This window comes from Nonomuraea angiospora, from assembly GCF_014873145.1.
In the GTDB taxonomy this organism is placed as follows: Bacteria; Actinomycetota; Actinomycetes; order Streptosporangiales; family Streptosporangiaceae; genus Nonomuraea; species Nonomuraea angiospora.
Map to the genome: position 1 here is coordinate 8,129,218 of NZ_JADBEK010000001.1, position 24,092 is coordinate 8,153,309.

The 24,092-nt window shown below is 71.6% G+C and carries 24 protein-coding genes; 9 read left to right on the forward strand and 15 right to left on the reverse strand.

What is annotated here, in order from left to right:
* The first annotated feature begins 11 nt into the window (after positions 1–11).
* Entirely contained in the window at positions 12–425 is a 414-nt protein-coding gene (locus H4W80_RS37195) for a hypothetical protein (RefSeq protein WP_318787241.1), read from the forward strand.
* Position 426: 1 nt separating this feature from the next.
* Here H4W80_RS37195 and H4W80_RS37200 read toward each other — a convergent pair whose 3' ends face one another.
* A complete protein-coding gene (locus H4W80_RS37200; RefSeq protein WP_192789335.1) occupies positions 427–783 on the reverse strand; it encodes a hypothetical protein in 357 nt (118 codons plus the stop codon).
* Between the two features lie 74 nt (positions 784–857).
* Here H4W80_RS37200 and H4W80_RS37205 point away from each other — a divergent pair, with 74 nt between their 5' ends.
* On the forward strand, positions 858–1,385 hold the full coding sequence (locus H4W80_RS37205; protein ID WP_192789336.1) for a DUF6886 family protein: 528 nt from the start codon (positions 858–860) through the stop codon (positions 1,383–1,385).
* Here H4W80_RS37205 and H4W80_RS37210 read toward each other — a convergent pair.
* The 7 genes from H4W80_RS37210 to xylA all read right to left on the reverse strand — a co-directional run bounded on the left by H4W80_RS37210 (position 1,360) and on the right by xylA (position 8,364).
* Positions 1,360–2,322 (reverse strand): ketopantoate reductase family protein, encoded by a 963-nt coding sequence (locus H4W80_RS37210; RefSeq protein WP_192789337.1) that lies wholly within the window; start codon positions 2,320–2,322, stop codon positions 1,360–1,362. The two genes, H4W80_RS37205 and H4W80_RS37210, sit on opposite strands and share 26 nt — an antisense overlap.
* 12 nt (positions 2,323–2,334) lie before the next feature.
* Complete coding sequence (locus tag H4W80_RS37215) at positions 2,335–3,069, reverse strand: glycosyltransferase family 2 protein (protein ID WP_192789338.1); 735 nt, start codon at positions 3,067–3,069, stop codon at positions 2,335–2,337.
* A gap of 62 nt (positions 3,070–3,131) precedes the next feature.
* Complete coding sequence (locus tag H4W80_RS37220; protein ID WP_192789339.1) at positions 3,132–3,662, reverse strand: AAA family ATPase; 531 nt, start codon at positions 3,660–3,662, stop codon at positions 3,132–3,134.
* Entirely contained in the window at positions 3,659–5,260 is a 1,602-nt protein-coding gene (lysS, locus tag H4W80_RS37225; protein ID WP_192789340.1) for a lysine--tRNA ligase, read from the reverse strand. Before lysS ends, H4W80_RS37220 begins: the two co-directional genes overlap by 4 nt.
* 115 nt (positions 5,261–5,375) lie before the next feature.
* Positions 5,376–6,476 carry a Gfo/Idh/MocA family protein gene (locus tag H4W80_RS37230; protein WP_192789341.1) on the reverse strand — a complete coding sequence of 367 codons (1,101 nt, stop codon included), beginning with the start codon at positions 6,474–6,476 and terminating at the stop codon, positions 5,376–5,378.
* The gene (locus H4W80_RS37235) at positions 6,473–7,216 is read right to left on the reverse strand and encodes a sugar phosphate isomerase/epimerase family protein (protein WP_192789342.1); all 744 of its coding nucleotides are present in this window, start codon (positions 7,214–7,216) and stop codon (positions 6,473–6,475) included. Before H4W80_RS37235 ends, H4W80_RS37230 begins: the two co-directional genes overlap by 4 nt.
* Entirely contained in the window at positions 7,213–8,364 is a 1,152-nt protein-coding gene (gene xylA, locus H4W80_RS37240; protein WP_192789343.1) for a xylose isomerase, read from the reverse strand. Before xylA ends, H4W80_RS37235 begins: the two co-directional genes overlap by 4 nt.
* 89 nt (positions 8,365–8,453) lie before the next feature.
* On the opposite strand from xylA, the gene H4W80_RS37245 reads away from it, so the two are divergent.
* Positions 8,454–9,566: an ROK family transcriptional regulator gene (locus H4W80_RS37245; protein WP_225963869.1), complete on the forward strand. Its 1,113-nt coding sequence runs from the start codon at positions 8,454–8,456 to the stop codon at positions 9,564–9,566.
* Positions 9,567–9,589: 23 nt separating this feature from the next.
* Positions 9,590–10,027, forward strand: coding sequence for a GNAT family N-acetyltransferase (locus H4W80_RS37250; protein WP_192789345.1), 438 nt, complete (start codon positions 9,590–9,592; stop codon positions 10,025–10,027).
* On the opposite strand, the gene H4W80_RS37255 is transcribed toward H4W80_RS37250, so the two are convergent.
* The 3 genes from H4W80_RS37255 to H4W80_RS37265 form a co-directional block, all read right to left on the reverse strand.
* Positions 10,021–10,536, reverse strand: a complete 516-nt coding sequence (locus H4W80_RS37255) for a DinB family protein (RefSeq protein WP_192789346.1) — start codon at positions 10,534–10,536, stop codon at positions 10,021–10,023. The genes H4W80_RS37250 and H4W80_RS37255 overlap by 7 nt on opposite strands.
* 87 nt (positions 10,537–10,623) lie before the next feature.
* The gene (locus H4W80_RS37260) at positions 10,624–11,076 is read right to left on the reverse strand and encodes a VOC family protein (RefSeq protein WP_192789347.1); all 453 of its coding nucleotides are present in this window, start codon (positions 11,074–11,076) and stop codon (positions 10,624–10,626) included.
* A gap of 98 nt (positions 11,077–11,174) precedes the next feature.
* A complete protein-coding gene (locus H4W80_RS37265; RefSeq protein ID WP_192793972.1) occupies positions 11,175–12,161 on the reverse strand; it encodes a LacI family DNA-binding transcriptional regulator in 987 nt (328 codons plus the stop codon).
* Between the two features lie 130 nt (positions 12,162–12,291).
* On the opposite strand from H4W80_RS37265, the gene H4W80_RS37270 reads away from it, so the two are divergent.
* On the forward strand, positions 12,292–13,257 hold the full coding sequence (locus H4W80_RS37270) for a DUF2332 domain-containing protein (protein ID WP_192789348.1): 966 nt from the start codon (positions 12,292–12,294) through the stop codon (positions 13,255–13,257).
* Between the two features lie 13 nt (positions 13,258–13,270).
* Here the strand turns inward: H4W80_RS37270 and H4W80_RS37275 are convergent, their stop codons facing one another.
* The gene (locus H4W80_RS37275) at positions 13,271–15,604 is read right to left on the reverse strand and encodes an FtsX-like permease family protein (RefSeq protein WP_192793973.1); all 2,334 of its coding nucleotides are present in this window, start codon (positions 15,602–15,604) and stop codon (positions 13,271–13,273) included.
* Positions 15,604–16,335: an ABC transporter ATP-binding protein gene (locus tag H4W80_RS37280; RefSeq protein WP_192789349.1), complete on the reverse strand. Its 732-nt coding sequence runs from the start codon at positions 16,333–16,335 to the stop codon at positions 15,604–15,606. The genes H4W80_RS37275 and H4W80_RS37280 overlap by 1 nt, the downstream gene beginning before the upstream one ends.
* 90 nt (positions 16,336–16,425) lie before the next feature.
* On the opposite strand from H4W80_RS37280, the gene H4W80_RS37285 reads away from it, so the two are divergent.
* Complete coding sequence (locus H4W80_RS37285) at positions 16,426–17,034, forward strand: response regulator transcription factor (RefSeq protein ID WP_192789350.1); 609 nt, start codon at positions 16,426–16,428, stop codon at positions 17,032–17,034.
* Here H4W80_RS37285 and H4W80_RS37290 read toward each other — a convergent pair.
* Together H4W80_RS37290 and H4W80_RS37295 are read right to left on the reverse strand one after the other, a co-directional pair.
* Positions 17,031–18,980, reverse strand: a complete 1,950-nt coding sequence (locus H4W80_RS37290; protein ID WP_192789351.1) for a sensor histidine kinase — start codon at positions 18,978–18,980, stop codon at positions 17,031–17,033. The two genes, H4W80_RS37285 and H4W80_RS37290, sit on opposite strands and share 4 nt — an antisense overlap.
* Before the next feature lie 48 nt (positions 18,981–19,028).
* Entirely contained in the window at positions 19,029–20,045 is a 1,017-nt protein-coding gene (locus tag H4W80_RS37295; protein WP_192789352.1) for a hypothetical protein, read from the reverse strand.
* A gap of 147 nt (positions 20,046–20,192) precedes the next feature.
* Between H4W80_RS37295 and H4W80_RS37300 the strand changes: the two genes are divergently transcribed.
* From H4W80_RS37300 to kdpA, 3 genes are all read left to right on the forward strand, one after another.
* Positions 20,193–22,106 (forward strand): APC family permease, encoded by a 1,914-nt coding sequence (locus H4W80_RS37300; RefSeq protein ID WP_192789353.1) that lies wholly within the window; start codon positions 20,193–20,195, stop codon positions 22,104–22,106.
* 234 nt (positions 22,107–22,340) lie between these two features.
* On the forward strand, positions 22,341–22,430 hold the full coding sequence (gene kdpF / locus H4W80_RS37305) for a K(+)-transporting ATPase subunit F (protein WP_192789354.1): 90 nt from the start codon (positions 22,341–22,343) through the stop codon (positions 22,428–22,430).
* On the forward strand, positions 22,430–24,091 hold the full coding sequence (kdpA, locus tag H4W80_RS37310; RefSeq protein ID WP_192789355.1) for a potassium-transporting ATPase subunit KdpA: 1,662 nt from the start codon (positions 22,430–22,432) through the stop codon (positions 24,089–24,091). The genes kdpF and kdpA overlap by 1 nt, the downstream gene beginning before the upstream one ends.
* Position 24,092: the final 1 nt, after the last annotated feature.

The following is a 24,092-nucleotide window of genomic DNA, read 5'->3' on the forward strand; positions in this document are numbered from 1 at the left end:
GAAGGATTTCTGTGCGTCTTCCGCGTTCTTTCTCCGGCTGGACCATCGCGGTCTTCGGATTCCTCGCCTTCGTGCTCGGCCTGCTCGGGTTGGTCTCACCCGACTCGCTGCTGGCCATGCTGGGTTTCGAGGTGCTCGATGTCCGTCCCGCCGGGGACTACACGCTGGTCTATATGGCCGCCTCGTCGATGGCGGCGGTGAACATGGGCGTTTATTACGTTTTTGCGGCTTCTAACGACTACACGCCGTTCTTCCGGTGGACGGTGCCGTTCAGGCTCGTGACGTTCGCCGTCTTCACCACGCTGGTGGTGACGGGGGCCGCGCCGGCCAAGTTCTTCGGCGTCGGGCTCTGGGAAGGGCTCGGCGCCCTCATCACGGGGTTCGCGCTCTGGCGCGAGGGCAAGCTGGTGCCCTCGCGCCAGTGAGTCACCGCGTGGCTTCCTCCGAGTCGCGCGCGACCAGTCGGTCGCCCGGCTCGGGGGAGTGCCGCAGGCGCTTCTCCAGCTCGCGCTTCTCGTTCTCCAGCTGGGCCACCCGGTCGGTGGCCTCGGCCCTGGCGCCCAGCAACCGGCGGCGGCGCCTGGCGGACCTGCGCGAGCCCGAGCCGATCAGCCAGAGGCCCAGCAGCAGGACGGCCGCGGTGGCCGCTCCCGCCAGGAACATCTCCACCTGGTTGGGCTCGAAGGTGTACCCGAACAGGATGTACCTGGCGCTCTCCTCGGTCAGGACGATGGCCACCGCGCTGCCGGCGAGGAGGACCAAGAGCACTCCAAGCAGAATCATCCAACTCACCCCTTGTCGTAAGAGCCCGATTCCCCTGCCCTGTCGGGGATGAGGTATGCGCAACGATTGCCGTCATGAGACCAGAGCCGGGGCAGGTGCTCCACTTCTCCGAGGACCCGACGATCGAGCGGTTCGTCCCGCACGTGGCGCCGACGTCGAGCTTGAAAGAGTCGTACGTGTGGGCCGTCGATCACGACCGCTGCCCCGACTACTGGTTCCCGCGCGCCTGCCCGCGGGCCATGGCCTGGGTCGGGCCGCGCACCACCAAGGAGGACACGGCCCGGATCGTCGGCGCGGGGTGTGGCCAGCGGGTCCACGCCATCGAGTACGGCTGGCTCCAGGCGATCAGAGAGGTCCGGCTGTACGCCTACCGGCTGCCCGCGGACGGCTTCGCGCCCATCGGCGACCCGCCGTCCGCCGTGGTGTCCACGGTCGCCGTGATCCCGCTCGGCCCGCCGGAACGCGTGGGCGACCTGTTCGAGCTGCACGAGGAGGCGGGGATCCAGCTCAGGGTGCTGCCCAGCCTGTGGCCGTTCTGGGACGAGGTGATCGCCAGCACGCTGGAGTTCAGCGGGATCAGGCTGCGCAACGCCCGTCGATGAGGGCCTGCAAAGTCTCCAGCGGCATCGAGCCGGGCGGCCGCTTCTCCTGCGCGAACGTGTTGGCCTCGCGCCGCAGCACCTCGTTGACCGGGGTGGGCACGCCGTGCAGGCGGCCGAGCAGCACGATCTCGCCGTTGAGGTAGTCGGCCTCGATGGAGCCGCTGCCCCTGGCCAGGCTCTGCCACGACGACCCGCCGCCGCGGACGATGCCCTCGATGTGCCGGACGTCCACCTGGTTGCCGCGCAGGCTCGCCTCTTCCTCCGGCGTGGAGTACGTGATCCCGGCCCGGTCGAGCAGCGCCCTGGCCTCGGCCCTGGCCGCCTCGACCACCTTCTCCCTGCCGGGAGCGTGGCCCACGAGCGCCTCCACGGCGTTGCCCAGGTTGCTGAGCAGCTTGCCGTGCTTCCAGCGCATGACGTCGGTCTGGGTCAGGCCCACCAGGCCGTGCTTGCCGAGGTCGCCGGCGATCCGCTCGGCGAGGTCGTCCACACCCTGGGGATAACGTCCGACGTGGAGCAGGCCCGAGTACGGGTGACCGTACGCGGCGACGACGCCGGGCTCCAGATGCTGGGCCGGCAGCCACACGCAGATGCCGTAAACGCGGTCGAACCGCCGCAGGACCATGCGCTCGTTGGCGACGCCGTTCTGGGCGCAGGCCACGGGAAGGTCGGAGGGCCAGCCGGCCAGCGCGGAGACGGTGTCCTGGGACTTGGTGGCCAGGATCAGCACGTCGTCCTCACGCGCGGGGACGGGGCCGTCGGCGGCGGGGATATCGAGGGTCTCGGTGGATTCGGGGGTGATCAGGCGCAGGCCGTCACGCTTGAGTGCCTCGTAGTGGGCGCCTCTCGCGACGAGGAGAACGTCGTGCCCGCCTTGGTGGAGGCGGGCACCGATGGTTCCGCCGACTGCTCCGGCCCCGATCACTATGTAGCGCATTGTCCAAGGATGTCACTTTGCGAGGGCGACCTGGGTCTGCGCCGGCACGCCTGCTCCCCGCGTACGCTCCCGCATGATCGTCTTGAGCACGCGCCAGCCGTCGCGCACCGCGTTGAGGTTGCTCACGCCGTGGATGCGGGAGCGCTCGTGGCTGGGGACCTCGTGGATGATGAGGCCGGCCTGGGCGGCGCGGACGTTCATCAGGGTCTCGATCTCGAAGCCGTCGCAGTCGAGCTCGAGGGAGTCGAGGTGACGGGCCCAGAAGGCGTTGTAGCCGTAGCAGAGGTCCGTGTAGCGGGTGCCGTAGAGCAGGTTGGTCATCCCGGTGAGGACCTTGTTGCCGAGCGAGCGGATCGGACTGAGGTCGTCCGAGCCGCCACCAGGGGCGTACCTGGAGCCCTTGGCGAAGTCGGCGCCGTTGAGGAGGGTGGAGACGAAGGAGTGGATCTCCCGGCCGTCGGTCGAGCCGTCGGCGTCGATCATGACGATGATGTCGCCGCGGGCGGCCTGGAAGCCCTCGATGAGGGCGTTGCCCTTGCCGCGCCGGCTCTGCACGACGACCCGGAGGTCGGGGCGCAGCCTGCGCGCGACGGCGACGGTGTCGTCGGTCGAGTTGCCGTCGACCAGGATCACCTCGTCGATCCAGTCGGGCAGCGTCGCGAAGACGTGGGGAAGGTTCTCGGCCTCGTTCATCGCGGGGACGATGACGCTGACACTGACGCCGGCGGCGAAAGGCTGCTTGTTCATGGAATCAAGATGACTCCCCGCACATGCAAGTCACTTGACGCTGCCTTGCATTGGTCCGTCATTTATCGGACCAGTGCCTCCGCGGCCCTCTCGATGATCTCGTCGACGGTCTCTTCGGGGGTCTGGCGCGTGGTGTCCAGCCACAGGCCGATGCGTGGCGTCTCGGTGCGCAATGACCCGTCCAGCTGGGCAATCGTCCAGTCGGAGCCGTAGCCGACCTTGGGGCGGGCGCGTTCGCGGCGCTCCACTTCATCCGGATCTGGCGCCAGGACGATTACATGAAGGGGACGAGTATGAATCAATTTCGTAAACCGTTCCAAGTCCGGGCCAAGAATAACGTCCTGGACTATTGGTGTGAATCCGGCCTCGAAATAGAGATCCGCGGTGTTCGCCGCTATCCGGTGACGCAGGTGCAGCTGGCGGACCGCCTCGCCGCCGAGGCCGGGGGTCATCTCGGCGCGGCCGCCCACGACCATGCGCCGGAACGTGTCGCCGCGCACGTGGGCGGAGCGCGGCAGCCGCTCGGCCAGCGCCTGCGCCACGGTGGACTTGCCGGCCGCCGAGACGCCGGTGATCAGGACGGCGCCGTTCACGTGCCGACCAGCTTGCGCACCCGGTCGGCGCCTATGGACAGCAGCAGCGTGGGCAGCCTGGGGCCGGTGTCGCGGCCGACCAGCAGCCGGTAGAGCAGGGCGAAGAAGGCCCGCTGCGCCACCTTCAGCTCGGGCGTCGCCTTGGCGTCGGCCGGCAGGCCCGCCTGGAGCTTCGGCACGCCGTAGACGAGCGTGGTGAGGCTGTCCAGCGACCAGTCGTCCAGGCCGTCGGACAGCAGCCGCAGCGACTCGCGCTCGTCCTGGCCGAGCGAGTCGAGCAGCTCCTCGTCCGGCTCCTCGCGCACGCGCGTGCGCTCGTCGGCGGGCACGTGGGCGTCGACCCAGCGCTGCGCCCGGTCCAGGCGGGGGCGGGCCTCGTCGAGCGTCCCGATCGCGTCGAGGTCGCGCAGGATCCGCAGGGTCTGCTCGGCGTCGCCGGTCGTGACGTCCACGATGGAGGCCAGCGTCCGGTAGGGGACCGGGTGCGGGGTGGCGGGCAGCGGGCCCGTGGCCGTGCCCACCGCCCTCCTGTACGCGGCCAGCTCGGCGGGCTGGCCCTGGCCCTCCGCGATCTTGCGGCTCAGGGCGTCCCACTCGTCGTAGAGCCGCTGGATCTCCTGGTCGAAGGCGATCTTGAAGGACTGGGCGGGCTTGCGGCGGGCGTACAACCAGCGCAGCACCGGCGCCTCCATGATCTCCAGCGCGTCGGCCGGAGTCGGCACGTCGCCCTTGGAGCTGCTCATCTTGGCCATGCCGGTGATGCCGACGAACGCGTACATGGGGCCGATCGGCTGCCGGCCGCCGAACACCTCGCCCACGATCTGGCCGCCGACGATCCACGCCGAGCCGGGAGAGTGGTGATCGACCCCCGACGGCTCGAAGACCACGCCCTCGTAGGCCCAGCGCATCGGCCAGTCGACCTTCCAGACGAGCTTGCCGCGGTCGTGCTCGGCCAGGCGCACGGTCTCGCCGAAGCCGCACTCGCAGGTGTAGGCCAGCTCGGTGGTCGCGTCGTCGTACGCGGTGACCGTCGTCAGGTCACGCTCGCACAGGTCGCAGTACGGCTTGTACGGAAAGTACTCCTCCACCTGCTTCGACCGGTAGCGGGAGAGCACGGCGTCGATCTTCGCGCGCTCGCGCACGGCGAGCAGGATCTGCTCGCGGTAGGCGCCGCGCGTGTACTGCTCGGTCTGGCTGATGCCGCGGTATTCGACGCCCAGCTCCTCCAGAGCCTGGATCATGGGCGCCTTGAAGTGCTCGGCCCAGTTGGCATGCGAGCTCCCGGGAGGGGCGGGCACCGAGGTCAGCGGCTTGCCGATGTGCTCGGCCCACGACGGGTCGACGCCCGCGGGCACCCTGCGGAAGCGGTCGTAGTCGTCCCAGGACAGCAGGTGCACGCACTCGACGCCGCGCCGCCGGATCTCGTCGGCGACCAGGTGGGGGGTCATGACCTCGCGCAGGTTGCCCAGGTGGATCGGGCCCGACGGGCTCAGGCCCGAGGCGCAGACGATCGGTTTGCCGGGCGCGCGCCGCTCGGCCTCGGTGATGACCTCGTCCGCGAACCTGGAGACCCAGTCGGTCTCGGCACTTTCCGCCATCGCGCCATTCTTGCGGCTCCGCGCCGCCCAAGCCAACGCGTTACCAACCAAACCCGCCGTGTCGCAGCTCCGCCCACCCGGCGCCGGGGCGGCGGGTGGGCGGACGGCGGGGTCGCTAGAGGGTCGCCGCGTGCGGGTCCCAGTCGGCGGGCAGCGGGTCCGGAGCGGTCGTGGTGGAGGTGATGGGCAGGAATTCCCCGCGCTCGCCGGACTCCGAGATGACGCACATGAGCTCGAGCACGTGGTACGCCAGCTCCCCGGACGCCCGGTGCCCCGTGCCCGCCCGGAGCGACCTGGCCAGGTCGAGCACGCCGATGCCGCGCCCGGCCGTGGTGCCCGACACCGGCAGCTCGCGCCAGTCCGCGTCGCGCGGTCCCCGGGCCAGCAGCGGGCCCTCGAAGGTGTTCGGGTCGGGGAGGGACAGCGCGCCCTCGGTGCCGATGATCTCGATCATCCGGCGGGGGACGGGCGAGTCGAAGCTGAACGTGGCCGTCGCCGTCGCCGTCCCCGGGAAGTCCAGCAGCGCGTTGACGTGCGTCGGGACGTCCACGGGGAAGACCAGGCCCTCCTTGGGCCCCGAGCCGACGACGCGGTGCGGCCGCGCCTTGCGGGTGTCGGCCGCGACCCGGGTGACGGGCCCGAGCAGCGAGACCAGGGCGGTCAGGTAGTAGGGGCCGAGGTCGAAGAGCGGGCCGCCGCCCGGCTGGTAGAAGAACTCGGGGTTGGGGTGCCAGGACTCCGGCCCCAGGTTCTGGATGGCGGACGTGACGGCGACCGGCTCCCCGATGAGCCCGGAGCGCAGGGCGTGCAGAGCCGACTGGAGCCCGGCGCCCAGGAACGTGTCGGGGGCGCCGCCGACCCGCAGGCCCAGGTTGGCGGCCTCGGCCACGACCTTGGCGGCCTCGTCCACGTTCATGGCCAGCGGCTTCTCGCCGTACACGTGCTTGCCGGCGCGCAGCGACTCCAGCGCGACTGCCGCGTGCGCGGACGGGACGGTGAGGTTGACGACGATCTCGACCTCGGGCACCGCCAGGACGGTGGCGAGGGTGCCCGACACGGGGACGCCGTGCTCGGCCGCGACCGCGGCGGCCCGCTCGGTGTCGATGTCCGCGAGGCCCAGCACGCGGACGTCGGGGAAGGAGGTGAGGTTGCGGAGGTATTGGCCACTGATGTTCCCGGCGCCGACGAGGGCGACGCCGATGGGGCCGTTGCTCAAGAGCCCTCCAGGGAGGTGAGGTAGGCGTGGCTGTCCGCGAGAGCGGCGAAGATGTCGGTCGCGCACTCGTCGAGCTCGACGATGCGCCAGGCGTCGGGCGCGGCGTCGAGGATCTCGGGCACCGGCATGACCCCGCGGCCCACCGCGGTGTGCGGCTCGCCCTTGACCACCGGGCCGTCCTTGACGTGCAGCGCCAGGACGCGCTCGGAGAGGCGGCCGAGCAGGGCGGGAACGTCCGCGCCGCCCACCGCCGCCCAGTAGGTGTCGATCTCCAGGAACACCTCGGGAGCGAGCAGGTCGGCCAGCACCTCGATGGCGTGCCGGCCGTCGATCTCGGGCTCGATCTCCCACCAGTGGTTGTGGTAGCCGATCCGCATCCCGTACCGGGCGGCCTGCTCGGCGAAGCCGTTCAGCAGATCGGCCGTGCGCGACAGGCCGTCGCGCGTGGTGAACTCCTCGTGCTCGATGCCGCCGGGGATGATCACCAGGTCGGTGCCGACCGTGGCGATGGCGTCGAAGACCTCCGCCGGCTCCTTGCTGAGCAGCGCGTACGCGTGCGTGCTCGACACCGTCAGCCCCAGGTCGTCCACGACCTCGCGGAAGCCCTTGGGGTCGGTCGTGGGGTCGTAGGGCTCGACGGACCGGTAACCGATCTCCGCGATCCGGCTCAGCACCGTGTCGCGGTCGGCCGCCAGCGCGTCCCTGACGGTGTAGAGCTGGACACTGATGGGTTTCGTCATCCGCGTACCCCCAGGAGGTGCTCGAGCGCGAGCTGGTTGAGCCGGGTGAAGTGGAAGCCGCGGGCGGCGGCCACCTCGGGGTCGAAGTCGTCCTTGGCCAGGTCTGCCCAGGTCTCGCCCGGCGCAAGCGTAGGCTGGGCGAGCTCGTCCACGCGGGAGGCGCGCAGGGCCTCCTGCACCTCGGGGTCGGCGCGGAAGGCCCGCGACTTCTCCTTGAGGATCAGGTAGGTGCGCATGTTCGCCGCCGCCGAGTCCCACACGTCCTGGGCGTCCTCGGTGCGCAGCGGCTTGTAGTCGAAGTGGCGGGGGCCGTCGTAGCCGCCGTTCTCCAGCAGGTCGACCAGGAAGAAGGCGCTCTTGAGGTCGCCGTGGCCGAAGATCAGGTCCTGGTCGTACTTGGGGCCGTGCTGGCCGTTGAGGTCGATGTGGAAGAGCTTGCCGTGCCACAGCGCCTGGGCGATGCCGTGCACGAAGTTGAGCCCGGCCATCTGCTCGTGGCCGACCTCGGGGTTGAGGCCCACCATCTCAGGGTGCTCCAGCTCGTTGATCAGCGCCAGGGCGTGGCCGATCGTGGGCAGGAGGATGTCGCCGCGGGGCTCGTTCGGCTTGGGCTCGAGGGCGAAGCGGAGGTCGTAGCCGCGCTCGCGGACGTACGAGCAGAGCGTGTCCAGGCCCTCCTTGTAGCGGTCGAGCGCGGCCTTGACGTCCTTGGCCGAGTCCGACTCGGAGCCCTCGCGGCCGCCCCAGCACACGTACGTCTTGGCGCCGAGCGAGGCGGCCAGGTCGATGTTCCTGATCACCTTGCGCAGCGCGTACCGGCGGACGTCGCGGTCGTTGCTGGTGAACGCGCCGTCCTTGAAGACCGGGTGGGTGAACAGGTTCGTGGTGGCCATCGGGACCTTCATGCCGGTCTCGTCCAGGGCCTTCCTGAACGCGGCGATGGCCTTGTCCCGGTCGGGCTCGACGGCGAGCAGGTCGTCGTCGTGGAACGTGACGCCGTACGCTCCCAGCTCCGAGAGCCTGTGGACGCTCTCCACCGGGTCGAGCGGCGCCCGCGAGGCGTCGCCGAAGGGGTCGCGCGCCTGCCAGCCGACCGTCCAGAGGCCGAAGGTGAACTTGTCGGTCGGGGTCGGGATGAAATCTGTCATTTGGGGCTGCTCCTCGGTTTAGTCCATAATCTGTACATAATCCTGAGGAGGCAGGCATGGCGGCGTCAAGAGGGGTCCGGCATGATTCCATGCGCGCCCGTAACCTGGCCGTAGTCCTGGGTGCCATCCACCGATCAGGACCTCACACCCGCGCCGCGCTCGCCGAGATGACGGGGCTCACCAAGACCACCGTGTCCAGCCTGGTCTCCGACCTGATCGAGGCGGGAGCGGTCGCCGAGGGCGGGGCCGTGCGGGGCGGCGAGCGGGGGCGGCCGGGCGTGGCGGTGAGCCTGAGCGGCGACCGGGTCGCCACGCTGGGGCTGGAGATCAACATCGACTACCTGGCCGCGTGCGTCGTCGATCTCACCCGCGCCGTGCGGCTGCGCCGTACCCGGCCTGCCGACAACCGCAACTCCGACCCCGTGGACATCCTCGGGAGCCTGCGCGACCTGGTGAAGGAGACGACGGCCGAGGCCGAGCTGGCCGGGCTGCGGGTCATCGGCGCGGCCCTGGCCGTGCCCGGCACCGTCGAGGGCGAGGTGCTGCGTAACGCGCCGCACCTGGGCTGGCGGGACGTACGCGTGCCGGACCTCGTGGACCTGCCCTTCGCCATCGACAACGAGGCGAACCTGGCGGCGCTCGGCGAGCTGTGGTTCGGCTCGCGGGAGACGGACTTCCTCTACGTGTCCGGTGAGATCGGCATCGGGGCCGGGCTCGTGGTGGGCGGCACCGTGTTCAGGGGCACGTTCGGGCTGGCGGGCGAGCTGGGCCACGTGGTCGTCGTGCCCGACGGGCCCGCGTGCAGGTGCGGCGGGCGGGGCTGCCTGGAGGTGTACGCCGGGCAGGACGCCCTGCTGGGGGCGCTGCCCTCGGTGTCCGAGCTGGTCACGCGGCTGGAGTCGGGGGAGCCCCGGGCGCTGGAGGCGTGCGGGCGGGCCGGGCACGCGCTCGGCGTGGCGCTCACCTCGGCCGTCCACCTGCTCGACCCGGGCCGGATCGTGCTCGGCGGGATCTACGCGCCGCTCTTCCCCTGGCTCGAAGGGCCGGTGGCGGAGGGGCTGGGCACCCGGCTGGGCCACATGCGAGGCACGCCGCCCGCCCTCGTGGTCTCGGGCATCGGCGCGGACGCCGCCGTGCTGGGCGCGGCGGGGCTGATCATCCAGCAGGTCATCGCCGAGCCCGCCCAGATGCTCGGCCTGTAAGGGGCGATCCCTACCATATCCGCATGCTGATCGAAGAGCGGGCCGCCGGGGACGGCGAGCTGGCCGAGCTGCTCGACGCGGCGTTCGCGGAGCTGGTGGCGCGTTACGGGCCCGAGGGGCGCTCGCAGGTCAAGGACGGCGCGAGGTTCCTCGTGGCGTCGGTGGACGGCCGGGCCGTCGGCTGCGGCGCCGTGCAGCCCGTGGACGACCTCACCGGGGAGCTCAAGCGGATGTTCGTGCTGCCCGAGTATCGCGGGCGCGGCATCGCCACGTCGATCCTGGGCGCGCTGGAGGGGCTGGCGTGGGATCTGGGCTACCGGAGGCTGCGGCTGGCCACCGGGCTGCGGCAGCCCGAGGCCATCGCGCTGTACGAGCGGTGCGCGTACCGGCCGATCGAGCCGTACGGCAAGTACGTGGACGCCCCGCTGACCCGCTGCTACGAGAAGCCGCTGGCTCAGTAGTAGCCCTTGGCGCCGTCGAGCAGCTCCCTGACCGTGTCGAGGTGGCCGACGTGCCTGGCGGTCTCCTCGACCATGTGGATCAGGATCCAGCGCAGCGTGGCGGCGCCCGAGCTGAAGCCGGGGAACTCGCCCACGTCGTCGAACGAGTGGGCGGCGACGATCTCGTTGGAGATCGCGCACTGCTGCTCGTACTCGTCGAGGAGCCGGGCCAGCGGGACGCCCTCGACCCGCATGTCGGCGTCCTCCGCCTGCTCGTCGAACTGCGGGTTGAGGGCCGAGTCGCGACCCAGGAAGAGGACCTCGAACCAGCAGTGCTCGGTCCAGCGCATGTGGGAGACCAGGCCCGCCACCGTCATGAGCGGCGAGGTCGGCAGGACCGGCCGGTGGGCGTCCTCCTCCGGCAGGCCCTCGCATTTCCAGCGCACGAGCGCGCGCTGCAGGTCGAGCCAGCCGACGAGCTGGGTGCGTTCGTCGGCCACGGCGGGAGGGCGTACGCGCGGGAGGCTCATGGCCGCCGACGCTACTTCAGCGATCGCCCGGCCGCACCGCATTTTCCCGGCGGTGGGCGGACCGGACGGCCCGCCCACCCGCTCCTCCTAGCCGTCGGCCGCGTCCTCCAGGCCCTGGACGTCGATCTTCCCCATGCCCAGCATGGCCTTGACGGCGCGCTGCGCCCGCTCCGGGTCGGGGTCGCCGATCAGCTCCTGGAGCCGGCGCGGGATGATCTGCCAGGACAGGCCGTACCTGTCCTTCAGCCAGCCGCACTGTGACTCCTCGCCGCCCTCGGTGAGCTTCGCCCACAGCTCGTCGACCTCCTCCTGCGAGTCGCAGTCGACGTAGAGCGAAATGGCCTCGGTGAACTTGAACTCCGGGCCGCCGTTCAGCGCGATGAACCGCTGCCCGGCCAGCTCGAACGTCACCACCATGGCCGCCCCGGTGGGCCCTGGCGTGACCTCGAGGACGCGCGAGTCCTTGAACAGCGAGGTGTAGAACCCGGCGGCCTCCTCGGCCTGGTCGTCGAACCAGAGGAACGTGGTGATCTTCTGCATGGCGTTTCCTTCCTGAGAGGTCTCTCGCCAACGCGTCGAACTCCCCCGGGCCGGATCGACAGACCAGACATCGGATCTTCTCTTTTTTCTGACGGGCCCTACGCAGGCGCCGGCGCGGTGCTCTCGCGGATCACCAGGCTGGTCGCCAGCTCGACCCGCGGCGTCTCGGGCTCCTGGCCGTTGATGAGCTGGATCAGCATGCGGGCGGCCATGGCCGCCATGTTGGCCAGGGGCTGGCGCACGGTGGTCAGCGTGGGGGTGACCCACTGGGCGAAGGACAGGTCGTCGAACCCGACCACGCTCAGGTCCTCCGGCACGCGCAGGCCGCGCGCGTGGGCCGCCCGGTACGTCGCCAGCGCCTGGATGTCGTTGCCCGCGAAGACGGCCGTGGGGCGGTCGGGCAGGTCCAGCAGCTCCAGGGCGTGGTGGTAGGCCGGCTCGTGGGTGTAGTCGCCGTGCCGGACCAGGGCGGGGTCGACCTCGATGCCCACCTGGTCGAGCGCGGCGCGGTAGCCGTCGAGCCGGGCCCGCGAGGTCAGCCGGTGCGCGGGGCCGGTGATCATCGCGATCCGCCGGTGGCCGAGCCCGATCAGGTGCCTGGTCGCGGTGAAGCCGCCGTTCCAGCTGGTCGAGCCGACCGACGGCACGTCGGGGCCCTCGTCCACCGACGGCTGCACCACCACGAACGGGATGCCCAGCCGCCGCAGCTCGCGCTCCTGGTCGGCCGAGAGCTCGGAGATGACCAGGATCGCGCCGAGCGAGCCGCGCGTGCCGAGGTCGTCGAGCCACTGGCGGGCCAGGTTGCTCCGCTTGTGGACGGCCGAGACGACCAGGCCCATGCCCTCGGCCTGCAGCGCCTCCTCGGCGCCGCGGATCAGCTCCACCGCCCAGGGGTTGTCCAGCTCGTTGATGACGAACTCGATCAGGCCGCCGGGGTGCTCGTAGCGGCCGGGCAGCGTGTAGCCGTGCTGGCCGAGCAGCCGCTGGACCTTGCCCCTGGTCTTCGCGGAGACATCCGACCTCCCGTGCAGCACCTTGGACACGGTCGAGACCGAGACGCCGGCTTGGGCCGCGATGTCGGCCATCGTGCTCCGCCGCTCCGTCGTGATGTCGTCCACTGTTCACATCCTCCCGAGCTCTAAGTCTGCCGTCTCGAACAAGCCCTTGACGACATCGGATGTCTGGCCTACCTGACGCTTCGTTAGGGTGTCGATCATGGAGTCGACGACCGCGGAACAGTACCGGCGCTTCGCGTCGAGGGAGGCCCGCGGCTCGTCGCCGCTCTACGAGCAGCTCGCCTCCGGGGTGGCGGACGACCCCGACCTGATCGCGCTGCTGTCCGGCCTCCCGCCGGTAAAACGGCAGCCCAACCTGCTGTTCGCCGCGGCCCGGTACGTCGCGGGGACGCCCGCCGGCTACCAGGAGTTCCGCCGGTCCGTGCTCGACCACCGCGACGCGGTCGTCGCCACGATGCTCGCCCGCCGTACCCAGACCAACGAGGCGGCCCGGTGCGCCGCGCTCTACCCCCTGCTCGCCTCCCTCCCGCAGCCGCTGGCGCTGCTGGAGGTCGGCGCGTCGGCCGGCCTGTGCCTGCTGCCCGATCGCTACGGCTACGACTACGACGGACGCCTGGCCGGGGAAGTGGACAGCCCGTTGCGGCTGCGCTGCCGCACCGAGGGCGAGTCGCGTTTCCCCGAGCCGGGCGCGGTGACCGTCGCGTGGCGGGCCGGCATCGACCTCAACCCCCTCGACGTCACCGACCCCGACGACGTCCGGTGGCTCCGGACGCTGGTCTGGCCCGGACAGCACGACCGTCTGCGGCGCCTGGACACCGCCGTCGAGCTGGCGCGCCGGGATCCGCCCCGCATCGTGCGGGGAGACCTCAACGCGCGTCTCGGCGAGGTGGCCGCCGAGGCGCCCGCGCATGCCACGCTCGTCGTCTACCACACCGCGGTCCTCTATTACGTGCCGGACGACGGGCGCGCCACGTTCGTGGAGCAGGTCCGACGGCTCGGCGGCCACTGGATCGCCCAGGAGGACCCGGGCGTCCTGCCGGGCGTGGACGCGCGTCTCCGCGAGCGGCCGCCGGCGGACGTCCTCACCTACGCGCTCGCGCTCGACGGGCGTCCCGTCGCGTTCTCCGCGATGCACGGCGGCTGGCTCCGCTGGCTGGCCGACTGAGACCCCAGCCTCGTCACTCGCGCGCCGCGAGCGTGTCCGCCGGACGGGAGCTCAGCGCGAACCTGCCCGGGACGGCCGTGGCCGCCAGCGCCAGCGCCGCCACGGCGGCGACCACCGCGAGGTACGCGCCCGGCGGCACGTACGGCAGCGCCGACCCCGTCATCCCCGCGCTGAAGGCGGCCAGCGTCACCAGCGAGATCGCCGTCCCGAGCGCCACCGCCACGACCGTCGCCGTCAGCGTCTCCGCGCGCAGCATCCGCGCCGCCTGCCGCCGCGTCGTGCCCACCACCCGCAGCAGGGCGAGCTCCCTGGACCTGGCCAGGGTGGACATGGCCAGCGTGTTGACCACGGCGATCGCGCAGAAGGCGATGATCAGGCCCATGGCGACGTACGTGACCGCCGCGTTGGGGCTGTCCACCTGCGCCGTCCCGGCCCCGTCGAGCACCGGCGCGCCGGACGCCCGCCGGAGCGCCTCGCGGTCCCCGCCGGAGACCAGGACGGTGCCCCGGGGGTCGTCCACGTGGCCCGCGACGAGCTCCCGGGAGAGGGTCAGGTCGCCGAAGCCCAGGCCGCGGGCGTAGATCGCGACGACCCGCACCTCGGCGGGGGTGCCGTCGCCGAGCACCAGCCCGAGCCGGTCTCCCACGCCGGCGTCCAGGCGGTCGGCGGCGGTGCGGCTGATCGCCGCCGACGTGCCGCCGAGCCCGTCCAGCGAGCCCGCCACCACGCCCAGATCCATCGTCCGCTCCAGGCCGCCGGGCGTGACGGCCTGGACGGCGTACTTCTCGAGATCGATCCTGACCGACGTGCGCAGCACCTCCGTGACGGCACGCACGCCGGGCACCTGGCGCGCGGCGGCGGCGGAGGCGCCGGGCCCGAGCACGTGGTCGGCCCTGACGCCCGCGCTCAGCTCGCCCTGCGCGGCGTGTCCCATGGTGGTCTGCACGAACAGGATCGTGCACGTCATCGCCGTCATCAGGGTCAACGGCACGATCACCGAGGCCAGCCGGCCGGTGCCGGCCCGCAGGCTCTTGCGCGCGAGGTAGCCGGCCACGCCGGGGGCGCGCAGCGGCAGCGCGGTCACCGCCCGCGCGACCAGCGGCCCGAGCAGGGCGACCGAGATCGTCCACACCAGCGCGGTCAGCATGGTGACCGGGCTGGAGGCCGCCTCCGTGTTCAGGCCGGACAGCACGATCGTCAGGACCACGCCGCCGGCCAGGGCGAGCAGGCCCGCGACCAGCCGCACCGGCGGGATCCCGGCGGCGGGCATCGCCGTCTCTCCCAGCGCCTCCACCGGCCTGATCCGCGCCGTACGGCGGGCCGAGACGCGCGCCGCCACCCACGCGGCCACCAGCGTGGTCAGCACCGCGACGATCGAGGGGAACGGGCTGACCACCAGCCGCAGGTTCGCCGGCATCGCGCCCAGATCGACGAACCTGGACCGCAGCCAGAACCCGAGCGCGATCCCGGCCCCGGAGCCGAGCGCCCCGGCGACCGCGCCGATGAGCAGGGCCTCGCCGCCGACGAGCCTCCTGACCTGTCCGGGCAGGGCGCCGACGGCCCGCAGCAGGGCGATCTCACGCCGGCGCTGCTGCATGGACAGGGCGAACGTGCCCACCACGACGAGGATCGCCACCAGCAGCGAGGTGCCGCCGAGGGCGCCGCCCAGGCTGATGAGCCTGACCCGGGAGTTCTCCGCCCCGGGGAACTCGACCGCGCCGCGCTCGTCGCCGGTGTAGGCCACGGCGCCCTTGACGGCGACCTCGACCCCGGACCAGACGCCGATCGCCGTCACCAGGCCGTCGCGCCCGGCCAGGCGGCGGGCCTCGCCGGTGGCGAAGAAGATCGTGTCCTGGCCGGGCAGCGCCTGCGCGGTCACCCCCACCACGCGGTGGCCGGGGATGGCCCGGCCGGCGTGGCGGGCGTCCACCACCACCTCGTCCGCGGCCTTGGGGGCGCGCCCCTCGGCCAGCGTGAACGGGGTGAGCGCGGCCGACTCCCAGCCGTGGGCGGTGAACCCGGCGTAGGGAAAGGTCACCTCCGTGACCACCTTGGTCACGCCGGGCACGCGGGCGAGGTCCTGCGCCAGGGAGGCCGGGATCCACCTGCGCTCGGACAGGAGCTTGGCCTTCTCCTTGCCGCTCTCCTTGGTCTGCCGGACGTACTGGTCGCCCGCCACGATCACGGGGGCGCCGGCGTACCTCTCGGGAGCCACCCCGCCGCGCAGGCCCGTCTCCAGCAGCATCCCGCACGCGGTCACCAGCGCCGCCGCGCACAGCAGGGCCACGAACGCGCCGGCGAACCCGGCCTTGCGGTGGCGGAGCATCCTCAACGCGAAGGAGATCATCAGTTCCACGCCCCCAGCCCGGTCATGCGCCCGGCCACCTTCTCGGCGGTGGGAGCGGCCATCGCGTCCACGATCCGGCCGTCGGCCAGGAACAGCACGTTGTCGGCGTACGAGGCCGCCACCGGGTCGTGGGTCACCATCACCACGGTCTGGCCCAGCCCGGAGACCACCTCCCGCAGGAGGGTCAGCACGTCGCGCGCGGTCATCGTGTCCAGCGCGCCGGTCGGCTCGTCGCCGAACACCACCTCCGGCCTGGTCACCAGCGCCCTGGCGATCGCCACGCGCTGCTGCTGGCCGCCGGAGAGCTCGGCCGGGCGGTGCCCGGCGCGGCCGTCGAGGCCCACCCTGTGCACGACCTCCCGCAGCCAGCCCTGGTCGATCCGGGTGCCGGCCAGCATGAGCGGCAACGTGATGTTCTCCGTCACGGTCAGTGCGGAGACCAGGTTGAAGGCCTGGAACACGAAGCCGACGCGCCGCCGCCGGAGCTCGGTCAGCGCGTTCTCGTCCATGCCCGCCAGGTCGGTGCCGCCCAGCCGCACCGATCCCGAGCTGGGGACGTCGAGCCCGGCCGCGCAGTGCAGGAACGTGCTCTTGCCCGAGCCCGAGGGGCCCATGACGGCGGTGAAGGTGCCCCGGGGGATGGCGATCGACACCTCGCGAAGGGCCGCCACCGCGCTCCGGCCCCTTCCATACACCTTGCTCACCGCGTCCAACCGCACTGCCTCTGTCATGGTTCAAGCCTGCTGATCTGCGCTTTCCGCCACCAGAGAGCCGGTCACCACCCCGCCATGACCTCATCATGATCCGGACATAATGGTCAGGTGATCCGCATTCTCCTGGCCGAGGACCAGCACGTCATCAGGGAAGCGCTCGTGACCCTGATCAGCATCGAGCCCGACATCGAGGTGGTCCACGCGGTCGAGTCCGGGGACGCGGTGGTCTCCGCCGCCCTGGTCCACCAGCCGGACGTGGCCGTCCTGGACGTCGACATGCCCGGCACGATCGACGGCCTCGACGCCGCCGGCGAGCTGCGCGCGAAGCTGCCGGGCTGCCGCACGCTCATGCTCACCGGCCACGGCAAGCCGGGCCACCTGCGCCGCGCGCTCGCCTCCCAGGTGGACGGCTTCATCCTGAAGACCGCCTCGCCGGAGGAGCTGACGGGCGCGATCAGGAAGGTGGCGCGGGGCGAACGGGTTCTGGACCCCTCGCTCGCCAGCACCGCGTGGAACCTGGCCGACAACCCCCTCACCTCGCGCGAGGCCGACGTCCTGCGGCTGGTCGCGGCGGGCGCCGAGGCGACCGAGATCGCGGACCGGCTCTTCCTGAGCGCGGGGACCGTCCGCAACTACATCACCGCGATCGTCGCCAAGCTCAACGCCCGCAACCGCACCGACGCCGTGCGCATCGCCACCGAGGCGGGCTGGATCTAGATCGGGACCGTGGCGGTCAGCTCGAAGCAGTCGTCCTGCCGGGACACCGCCAGCCGCCCGTCGAGCGCCGTCAGCCGGGTGGTGAGGTTGCCGATCCCGGCCGAGCCGCGGCGTCCCTCCGCCGCGTGTGCCCCGTCGTTGCGCACGCTCAGCCGTACGGCGCCGCCCCGTACGGACGTCGTGATCGTGCAGCGGCGGGCCGAGCTGTGCCGCAGGACGTTGGTGACGGCCTCCCTGAGCACGATGCCGAGCGTGGTGTCGGCCTCCCCGCCGAGGGGGTCGTGGCCGAGGTCGAGCTGGACGTCGATGCCCGCGGTCGCCAGCAGCGCACGGGCCGACTCCGCCTCGGTGACCAGGGACAGCTCCCGGTGCCCGCCCGACACCGTCCGCAGGTCCCGCATCGCCTGCTCGGTCATCGACAGGACGTCGTCCAGCTCCTTGCGCGCCCGTTCGGCGTCGAGGCGGCGGGCGAGCTCGCACTTGAGCAGGATCGCCGCCAGGGTGTGCCCGAGGAGGTCGTGCAGGTCACGGGCGGCACGCAGGCGTTCCTCGACGACGGCCGCGCGGGCCGGGCCGTCCCGCGACTCGTGCAGCTCCCTGGCCAGCTGGGCGAGCTTGAGCAGCCCGTACACGACCAGGCCGGTCACGACCGTGCTGATCGCGTAGTTGACGGTCACCGGGACCGGCAGGCCGAGCAGCACGCCGGCCGCCGCCACCACCGCGACGATGGCCGCCACCAGCGGCAGCGCCGCCGCCCACGGGAAGGCCAGCAGGATCGGCCCCGCCAGGAATCCCGCCACTCCCAGCCACGTCTGCCCGAACAGCGGGATCGGCGCGAACGTCAGCACCGCCATGATCGACAGCGCCACCGGGTGCCGCCCCTCGACCGATCGCAGCTGCATGAAGACGATGACGGCCAGCGGGACCGCCGGCCACAGCGAGCCGGCCACCAGCAGCGCCTTGGCCGAGAACCCCACCAGCACGGCCGCCAGCAGCGCCATCGGCAGCACGCTGCCGCCCGTGTCGGGGACGGGCTCGGTGACCGTGGCGGGCAGCCTCGCCTCCACCGTCACCAGGGCGTCGTCGGTGAGCCCGACGGCGAGCGTGCCGCCGGCCGCCTCGACCTGGGCCGGCAGGTCGCCCAGGCTCTCGTCGCCGGCCGTGCGGGCGCCGTCGTGGGAGACGCGCAGCCGTACCGTGCCCGCCTCCGTGAAGGTCTCGATGCGGCAGGTGGTGGCCGTGCGCCGCCGTACGATCTCCGTCACGGCCTCCCGGAGCACCGCCGCCAGGAGCGCTCCCGCGGGACCCAGCGGCTCGGCGTGCCCGATGCGCACGTCCACGGTGACGCCCGCGGCGGTCAGCATGGCCTTGGCGGTGGTGGTCTCGGGGGCCAGGGACATGGCCCGGTAGCTCGCCGCCGCCGCCCTGGCCTCGGCCAGCGAGCGGCGGGCGGTCTCCACGTCGGGGTCGCCCCTCCGGGCGCCGTCGGCGATGGCGGCCAGCGCCCTGCCCAGGCCCGCGCTCAGCTCGGCGGCGATGCGCAGCCGCTCCTCGGCCGCCGCCGTCACCGCCAGGGCGAGCCTGGCCGCGTTCACCTCGTCGATCCGGTCGATCATTCTCGTCAGGCCGTAGACGACCAGGGAGATCAGCACCATGCTGATCACCGGGTCGGCGGGGCCGAGCAGCGCGGCGCTCGCCGCCACCGCCAGGGCGAGCGGCCACAGCCGGGTCAGCAGCAACGTCCCGCCGACGAAGCCGAGCACGCCGACGGAGGAGCCGGTCAGCAGGACCGACCCGTACGCCAGGACGGCCTGGAGGGGGACCAGCCACCACGACCGCCACCGGGCGAAGGCGACCTGCACCCCGAACACGGCCGGCGCCAGGGGCGAGCCGGCGGCCGCATAGACGCTCGCGAAGCCCGCGAACACCACGACTACGATCAGCATCGCCCGCTTGTGCACCCGAGCAGCCTAGGAGACGCCGGATGCCGGGCCTCAGGCGGAGGTCCCGACCGGAGCGGCGGCAACCTGCCGCCCGGCCGACGTCCTGGGCCCGCGGGCGGAGCCGGCCAGGACCGCGGCCGCGCAGGCCGACACCAGGCCGGCGAGAGCGGCGGCGGCGCCGAGCGTCAACGCGTCGGGGTGGACGAGGGCCTGCCCGCGCTGCGCCTGCCACAGCACCAGCCCGGTGAGCCCCGCGTACCCGAAGGCGGCGACGACCACCAGCGCGGTACGGGCGCCGGCGCCCGCGAGGGCCCGGAAGCGCCGGGCGAGCAGGCGCAGGCCGATCGCGACCAGCGGGAGCACCTGCAGGGCGTGCAGCCCGACGAAGTGCGCCACCCGCAGGTCGCCCGCGCCGCTCTCCCACCCGGTGACCGGCACGCCGGCGCCGCCGTCGGGCGCGCCGACACTGTGCGCGCCGATCGTGGTCAGGCTCAGCCCCCTGGCCAGCCCCTCCGCCTGGTCGGGGGTGGGAGCGGTCATCAGGTAGCCGACGGACATGCCGGCGAGCGAGATGGCCAGCCCCAGCGGGATCGCCCACGCCATCGCCCGGTCCAGGCGGCGCTGCGCCACCAGGAGGATCCCCATCCCGAAGGTCAGCAGCCAGCCCAGGTACGCGGCGCCACCCATGATCATGAAGACCGTCTCGTCCAGCCCGGTGGCGAAGTTGAAGTGGCTGCGCACGCCCCGGGCCGCCTGGAAGGTGATGGCCGTGATCTCCGGGAGGAGGAAGCCGCCCACGGTCACCGTGCCCAGCCACCACAGCGTCCGCCGCCACCGCTGAGCCTGGCCGATCATCCAGGCCAGCGTGAGCGCGTAGAGCCCGAGGGAGATCGCGAACTTGATCGGCTTGAGCCACACCCCGTGGCCCATCAGCGTCCGCCCGTCCACCGCGAGCCCGATCGCGCAGCCGACGGCCAGCACCGCCATCGCCGCCGCGCAGTAGCTGAGCGGACCATGCCACGCGGACGTGGTCTTCCGAAAGTCCCGGCGCTGGAGCAGGGCACCCATGACGACTCCTTCACATCGACTGGATGCAACTCTGCTGGTCAGCGGCCTGCCCAACCAGAGACGTGATCACCGGCTCGGCATGATCTCGTCACGAATCGGGCATCTCTTTATGGCCGGGCCGAAAATGCGAAAACTGGGGTGACCGTTATGGTGCTGGCGAAAAAGCCGGCCCCCACGGAAGGGACGCTGCGTTCCTGGTTGCTGGAGGGTTTGCAGACCGACCGGAAGCAGATCGAGCACGGCCCCCATGTGAAGCACCCGTGGTGGCGGGTGATGTGCCTGACCGGCGTGGACTACTTCTCCACGCTGGGCTACCAGCCGGGCATCGCGGCGCTGGCGGCCGGGCTGCTCTCGCCGCTGGCCACGTTGTTCCTGGTGGCGCTCACGCTGCTGGGGGCGCTGCCGGTCTACCGCAGGGTCGCGGTCGAGAGCCCGTACGGGCAGGGCTCGATCGCGATGCTGGAGAAGCTGGCGCCGCAGTGGTGGGGCAAGCTGTTCGTGCTGGCCCTGCTCGGCTTCGCGGCCACCGACTTCGTGATCACGATGACGCTGTCGGCGGCGGACGCGACCGCGCACATCCTGGAGAACCCGTTCGCGCCGGCCTTCCTGGCCGGCCAGCGGGTCATCGTGACGCTCGTGCTGCTCGCCCTGCTCGGCGGCGTGTTCCTGATGGGCTTCACCGAGGCGATCGGCATCGCCGTGGTGCTCGTCTTCGTCTACCTGGCGCTGAACGCGGTCGTGGTCGCGACGGCCCTCGCGCACGTGCTGGAGGCCCCGCAGGTGGTCGTCGACTGGAAACGCGCGCTGAGCCTGGACTTCTCCAGCCCGCTGGCCATGATCGGCCTGTCTCTGGTGGTCATGCCGAAGCTGGCGCTGGGCCTGTCCGGGTTCGAGACCGGCGTCGCGGTGATGCCGGTGGTCAAGGGCGAGATCAAGGAGCGGATCAAGGGCGCCAGGCGGATGCTCACCACCGCCGCGCTGATCATGAGCGTCTTCCTGATCCTCTCCAGCTTCGTCACCACCGTGCTCATCCCGCACCGGGAGTTCGCGGAGGGCGGCAAGGCGAACGGCCGGGCGCTGGCCTACCTGGCGCACGAATATCTGGGCAACTGGTTCGGCACCGTGTACGACGTCTCCACGATCGCCATCCTGTGGTTCGCCGGGGCCTCGGCGATGGCCGGGCTGATCAACCTGGTGCCGCGCTACCTGCCCCGGTACGGCATGGCGCCGGAGTGGACGGGCGCGATCCGGCCGCTGGTGCTGGTGTTCTCGGTCATCGCGTTCGCCATCACGATCGCCTTCGACGCCGACGTGAACGCCCAGGGCGGCGCGTACGCCACCGGCGTGCTCGTGCTCATGCTCTCGGCCGCGGTCGCGGTGACGTTGTCGGCGGGAAAACGGGGCGAGCACAAGGCCATGGTCGGGTTCGCGCTCATCTCCTTCGTCCTGGCCTACACCCTGATCGACAACGTCATCGAGCGGCCGGACGGCGTCAAGATCGCCTCGTTCTTCGTCGCGAGCATCGTCGGCCTCTCGGTGATCTCCCGCGCCACCCGCTCCACCGAGCTGCGGGTCACGGCGGTGCACCTGGACCCGCTGGCCGAGCAGTTCGTCAACGAGGCGGCGTGCGGCGAGATCCACGTGATCGCCAACGAGCCGCACCAGCGGGACCAGGCCGAGTACAACGACAAGCTGCGCGAGGCGTGGCTCACTCACCGGCTGCGTCCCGCGGAGCCCGTCCTGTTCGTGGAGGCGACGGTGCCGGACGCCTCGGAGTTCGAGTCGGAGCTGCACGTCAGAGGCGAGGAGCGGTTCGGCCACAAGATCCTGTCGGTCGAGACCTCCGCGGTGCCGAACGCGCTGGCCGCGCTGCTGCTGCATATGCGCGACCGCACCGGCTCCGTGCCGCACATCTACTTCCACTGGACCGAGGGCACTCCGGTCGTGGCGATGCTGCGGTACCTGGTCTTCGGCGGCGGTGACGTGCCGCCGGTGACCAGGGAGGTGCTGCGCCAGGCCGAGCCGGACCCTCAGCTGCGGCCGCGCGTCCACGTGGGCTGACCGCGGGGGTCGTGTACGGATCACGTCAAGAATCAACCCCCCGCCGTATGAAACCCGTCAAGAACGGCAAAACGGGCTTATTTCCGGGTTTTCCTTGCTCAAGAGCCGCTCATCTCGGGCGGTGGGAAACAGGTTCCGGAGTTGAGGAGTGGGGATGGCCGACGTCATCTTCGTCGCCCTGACGATCGCGATCTTCGTGATCTTCGGGCTGGTCGTCAAGGCGGTGGAGCACCTGTGAGTGCTGTCAACGCCGCCGGCCTGGCCGTGGTCGCCGGGCTGGTGATCTTCATGGTCGTGGCCCTGCTGTTCCCGGAGCGCTTCTGATGAGCACGACCGCCGCAGGGATGATCTTCATCGCCTCCCTGATCGCCGCTCTGGCCCTCGTGCACAAGCCGTTCGGCGACTACATGTACCGGGTCTACTCGAGCGCCAGGCACAACGCCGTCGAGCGCGTGATCTACCGGTTGCTCGGGGTGCGCGCGGACGCCGAGCAGAGCTGGGGCGTCTACGCGCGCAGCCTGCTGGCGTTCTCGCTGATCTCGATCCTCTTCGTGTACGCCGTGCAGCGGCTGCAGGACAAGCTGCCGCTCAGCGTCGGGATGAAGCCGGTCACCGACCACATCGCCTGGAACACGGCGGTCAGCTTCGTCACCAACACCAACTGGCAGGCCTACTCCGGCGAGTCCACGATGGGCCACCTGACCCAGATGGCCGCGCTGGCGGTGCAGAACTTCGTGTCGGCGTCGGTGGGCATGGCCGTGGCCATCGCCCTGGTGCGCGGGTTCGCCCGGCGCAGCTCCGACACCATCGGCAACTTCTGGGTGGACCTGGTCCGCGGTTCGCTGCGGATCCTGCTGCCGATCGCCTTCGTCGGCGCCCTCGTCCTGGTGGCCGGCGGGCTGATCCAGAACTTCTCCGGCCCGCACGAGGTCACCACGCTGACCGGCCACACCCAGTCGATCACCGGCGGCCCGGTGGCCTCGCAGGAGGTCATCAAGGAGCTGGGCACCAACGGCGGCGGCTTCTACAACGCCAACTCGTCCCACCCGTTCGAGAACGCCACCACCTGGACGAACTGGCTGGAGATCTTCCTGATCCTGGTGATCCCGTTCACGCTGACGCGCACCTTCGGCAAGATGGTCGGGCAGGTCCGGCAGGGGTACGCGATCCTCGCCGTGATGGGCGTGATCGCGCTGGCCAGCGTGCTGCTCACCAACGTCTTCGAGCTGGGCGGGCACGCGACCGTGCCGCAGGCCGCCGGGGCGGCGATGGAGGGCAAGGAGGTCCGCTTCGGCGTCTCCAACTCCGCCACCTTCGCCGCCGCCACCACGCTGACCAGCACCGGCGCGGTGAACTCGTTCCACGACTCCTACACGCCGTTCGGCGGCATGATGACGCTGTTCAACATGATGCTGGGCGAGGTCGCGCCCGGCGGGGTCGGCTCGGGCCTGTACGGCATGCTGATCCTGGCCGTGATCACGGTGTTCGTGGCGGGCCTGATGGTCGGCCGCACCCCCGAATACCTGGGCAAGAAGATCGGCTCCCGCGAGATCAAGCTGGCCTCGCTGTACTTCCTGGTCACGCCGGTGCTGGTGCTGATCGGCACGGCGTCCGCCATGGGCTCGGCGCAGCAGCGGGCGAGCATGCTGAACTCGGGCCCGCACGGCCTGTCCGAAGTGCTGTACGCGTTCACCAGCGCCTCCAACAACAACGGGTCCGCCTTCGCCGGGATCACCGTCAACACCCCCTGGTACGACGTGGCGCTCGGCCTGTGCATGGCCTTCGGCCGGTTCCTGCCGATCATCCTGGTGCTGGCGCTGGCCGGTTCGCTGGCCGCGCAGGCGCCGGTCCCCGAGAGCGCCGGCACGCTGCCGACGCACCGGCCGCAGTTCGTCGGCATGGTCGTCGGCGTGACGATCATCCTGGTCGCCCTCACCTTCCTCCCGGCGCTCGCGCTCGGCCCCATCGCAGAAGGACTGTCCTGAC

Excerpts from the sequence above, each read along its gene's own strand:
- H4W80_RS37270 (WP_192789348.1), top strand. The coding sequence starts at position 12,292 with ATGGAGTCGACGACCGCGGAACAGTACCGGCGCTTCGCGTCGAGGGAG.
- H4W80_RS37200 (WP_192789335.1), bottom strand. The coding sequence starts at position 783 with ATGATTCTGCTTGGAGTGCTCTTGGTCCTCCTCGCCGGCAGCGCGGTG.
- H4W80_RS37205 (WP_192789336.1), top strand. The coding sequence starts at position 858 with ATGAGACCAGAGCCGGGGCAGGTGCTCCACTTCTCCGAGGACCCGACG.
- H4W80_RS37235 (WP_192789342.1), bottom strand. The coding sequence starts at position 7,216 with ATGACGAAACCCATCAGTGTCCAGCTCTACACCGTCAGGGACGCGCTG.
- xylA (WP_192789343.1), bottom strand. The coding sequence starts at position 8,364 with ATGACAGATTTCATCCCGACCCCGACCGACAAGTTCACCTTCGGCCTC.
- H4W80_RS37255 (WP_192789346.1), bottom strand. The coding sequence starts at position 10,536 with ATGAGCCTCCCGCGCGTACGCCCTCCCGCCGTGGCCGACGAACGCACC.
- H4W80_RS37275 (WP_192793973.1), bottom strand. The coding sequence starts at position 15,604 with ATGATCTCCTTCGCGTTGAGGATGCTCCGCCACCGCAAGGCCGGGTTC.
- H4W80_RS37260 (WP_192789347.1), bottom strand. The coding sequence starts at position 11,076 with ATGCAGAAGATCACCACGTTCCTCTGGTTCGACGACCAGGCCGAGGAG.
- H4W80_RS37295 (WP_192789352.1), bottom strand. The coding sequence starts at position 20,045 with ATGGGTGCCCTGCTCCAGCGCCGGGACTTTCGGAAGACCACGTCCGCG.
- H4W80_RS37250 (WP_192789345.1), top strand. The coding sequence starts at position 9,590 with ATGCTGATCGAAGAGCGGGCCGCCGGGGACGGCGAGCTGGCCGAGCTG.
- H4W80_RS37215 (WP_192789338.1), bottom strand. The coding sequence starts at position 3,069 with ATGAACAAGCAGCCTTTCGCCGCCGGCGTCAGTGTCAGCGTCATCGTC.
- H4W80_RS37245 (WP_225963869.1), top strand. The coding sequence starts at position 8,454 with ATGCGCGCCCGTAACCTGGCCGTAGTCCTGGGTGCCATCCACCGATCA.
- H4W80_RS37290 (WP_192789351.1), bottom strand. The coding sequence starts at position 18,980 with ATGCTGATCGTAGTCGTGGTGTTCGCGGGCTTCGCGAGCGTCTATGCG.
- H4W80_RS37300 (WP_192789353.1), top strand. The coding sequence starts at position 20,193 with ATGGTGCTGGCGAAAAAGCCGGCCCCCACGGAAGGGACGCTGCGTTCC.
- H4W80_RS37210 (WP_192789337.1), bottom strand. The coding sequence starts at position 2,322 with ATGCGCTACATAGTGATCGGGGCCGGAGCAGTCGGCGGAACCATCGGT.
- lysS (WP_192789340.1), bottom strand. The coding sequence starts at position 5,260 with ATGGCGGAAAGTGCCGAGACCGACTGGGTCTCCAGGTTCGCGGACGAG.
- H4W80_RS37265 (WP_192793972.1), bottom strand. The coding sequence starts at position 12,161 with ATGGCCGACATCGCGGCCCAAGCCGGCGTCTCGGTCTCGACCGTGTCC.
- H4W80_RS37280 (WP_192789349.1), bottom strand. The coding sequence starts at position 16,335 with ATGACAGAGGCAGTGCGGTTGGACGCGGTGAGCAAGGTGTATGGAAGG.
- kdpA (WP_192789355.1), top strand. The coding sequence starts at position 22,430 with ATGAGCACGACCGCCGCAGGGATGATCTTCATCGCCTCCCTGATCGCC.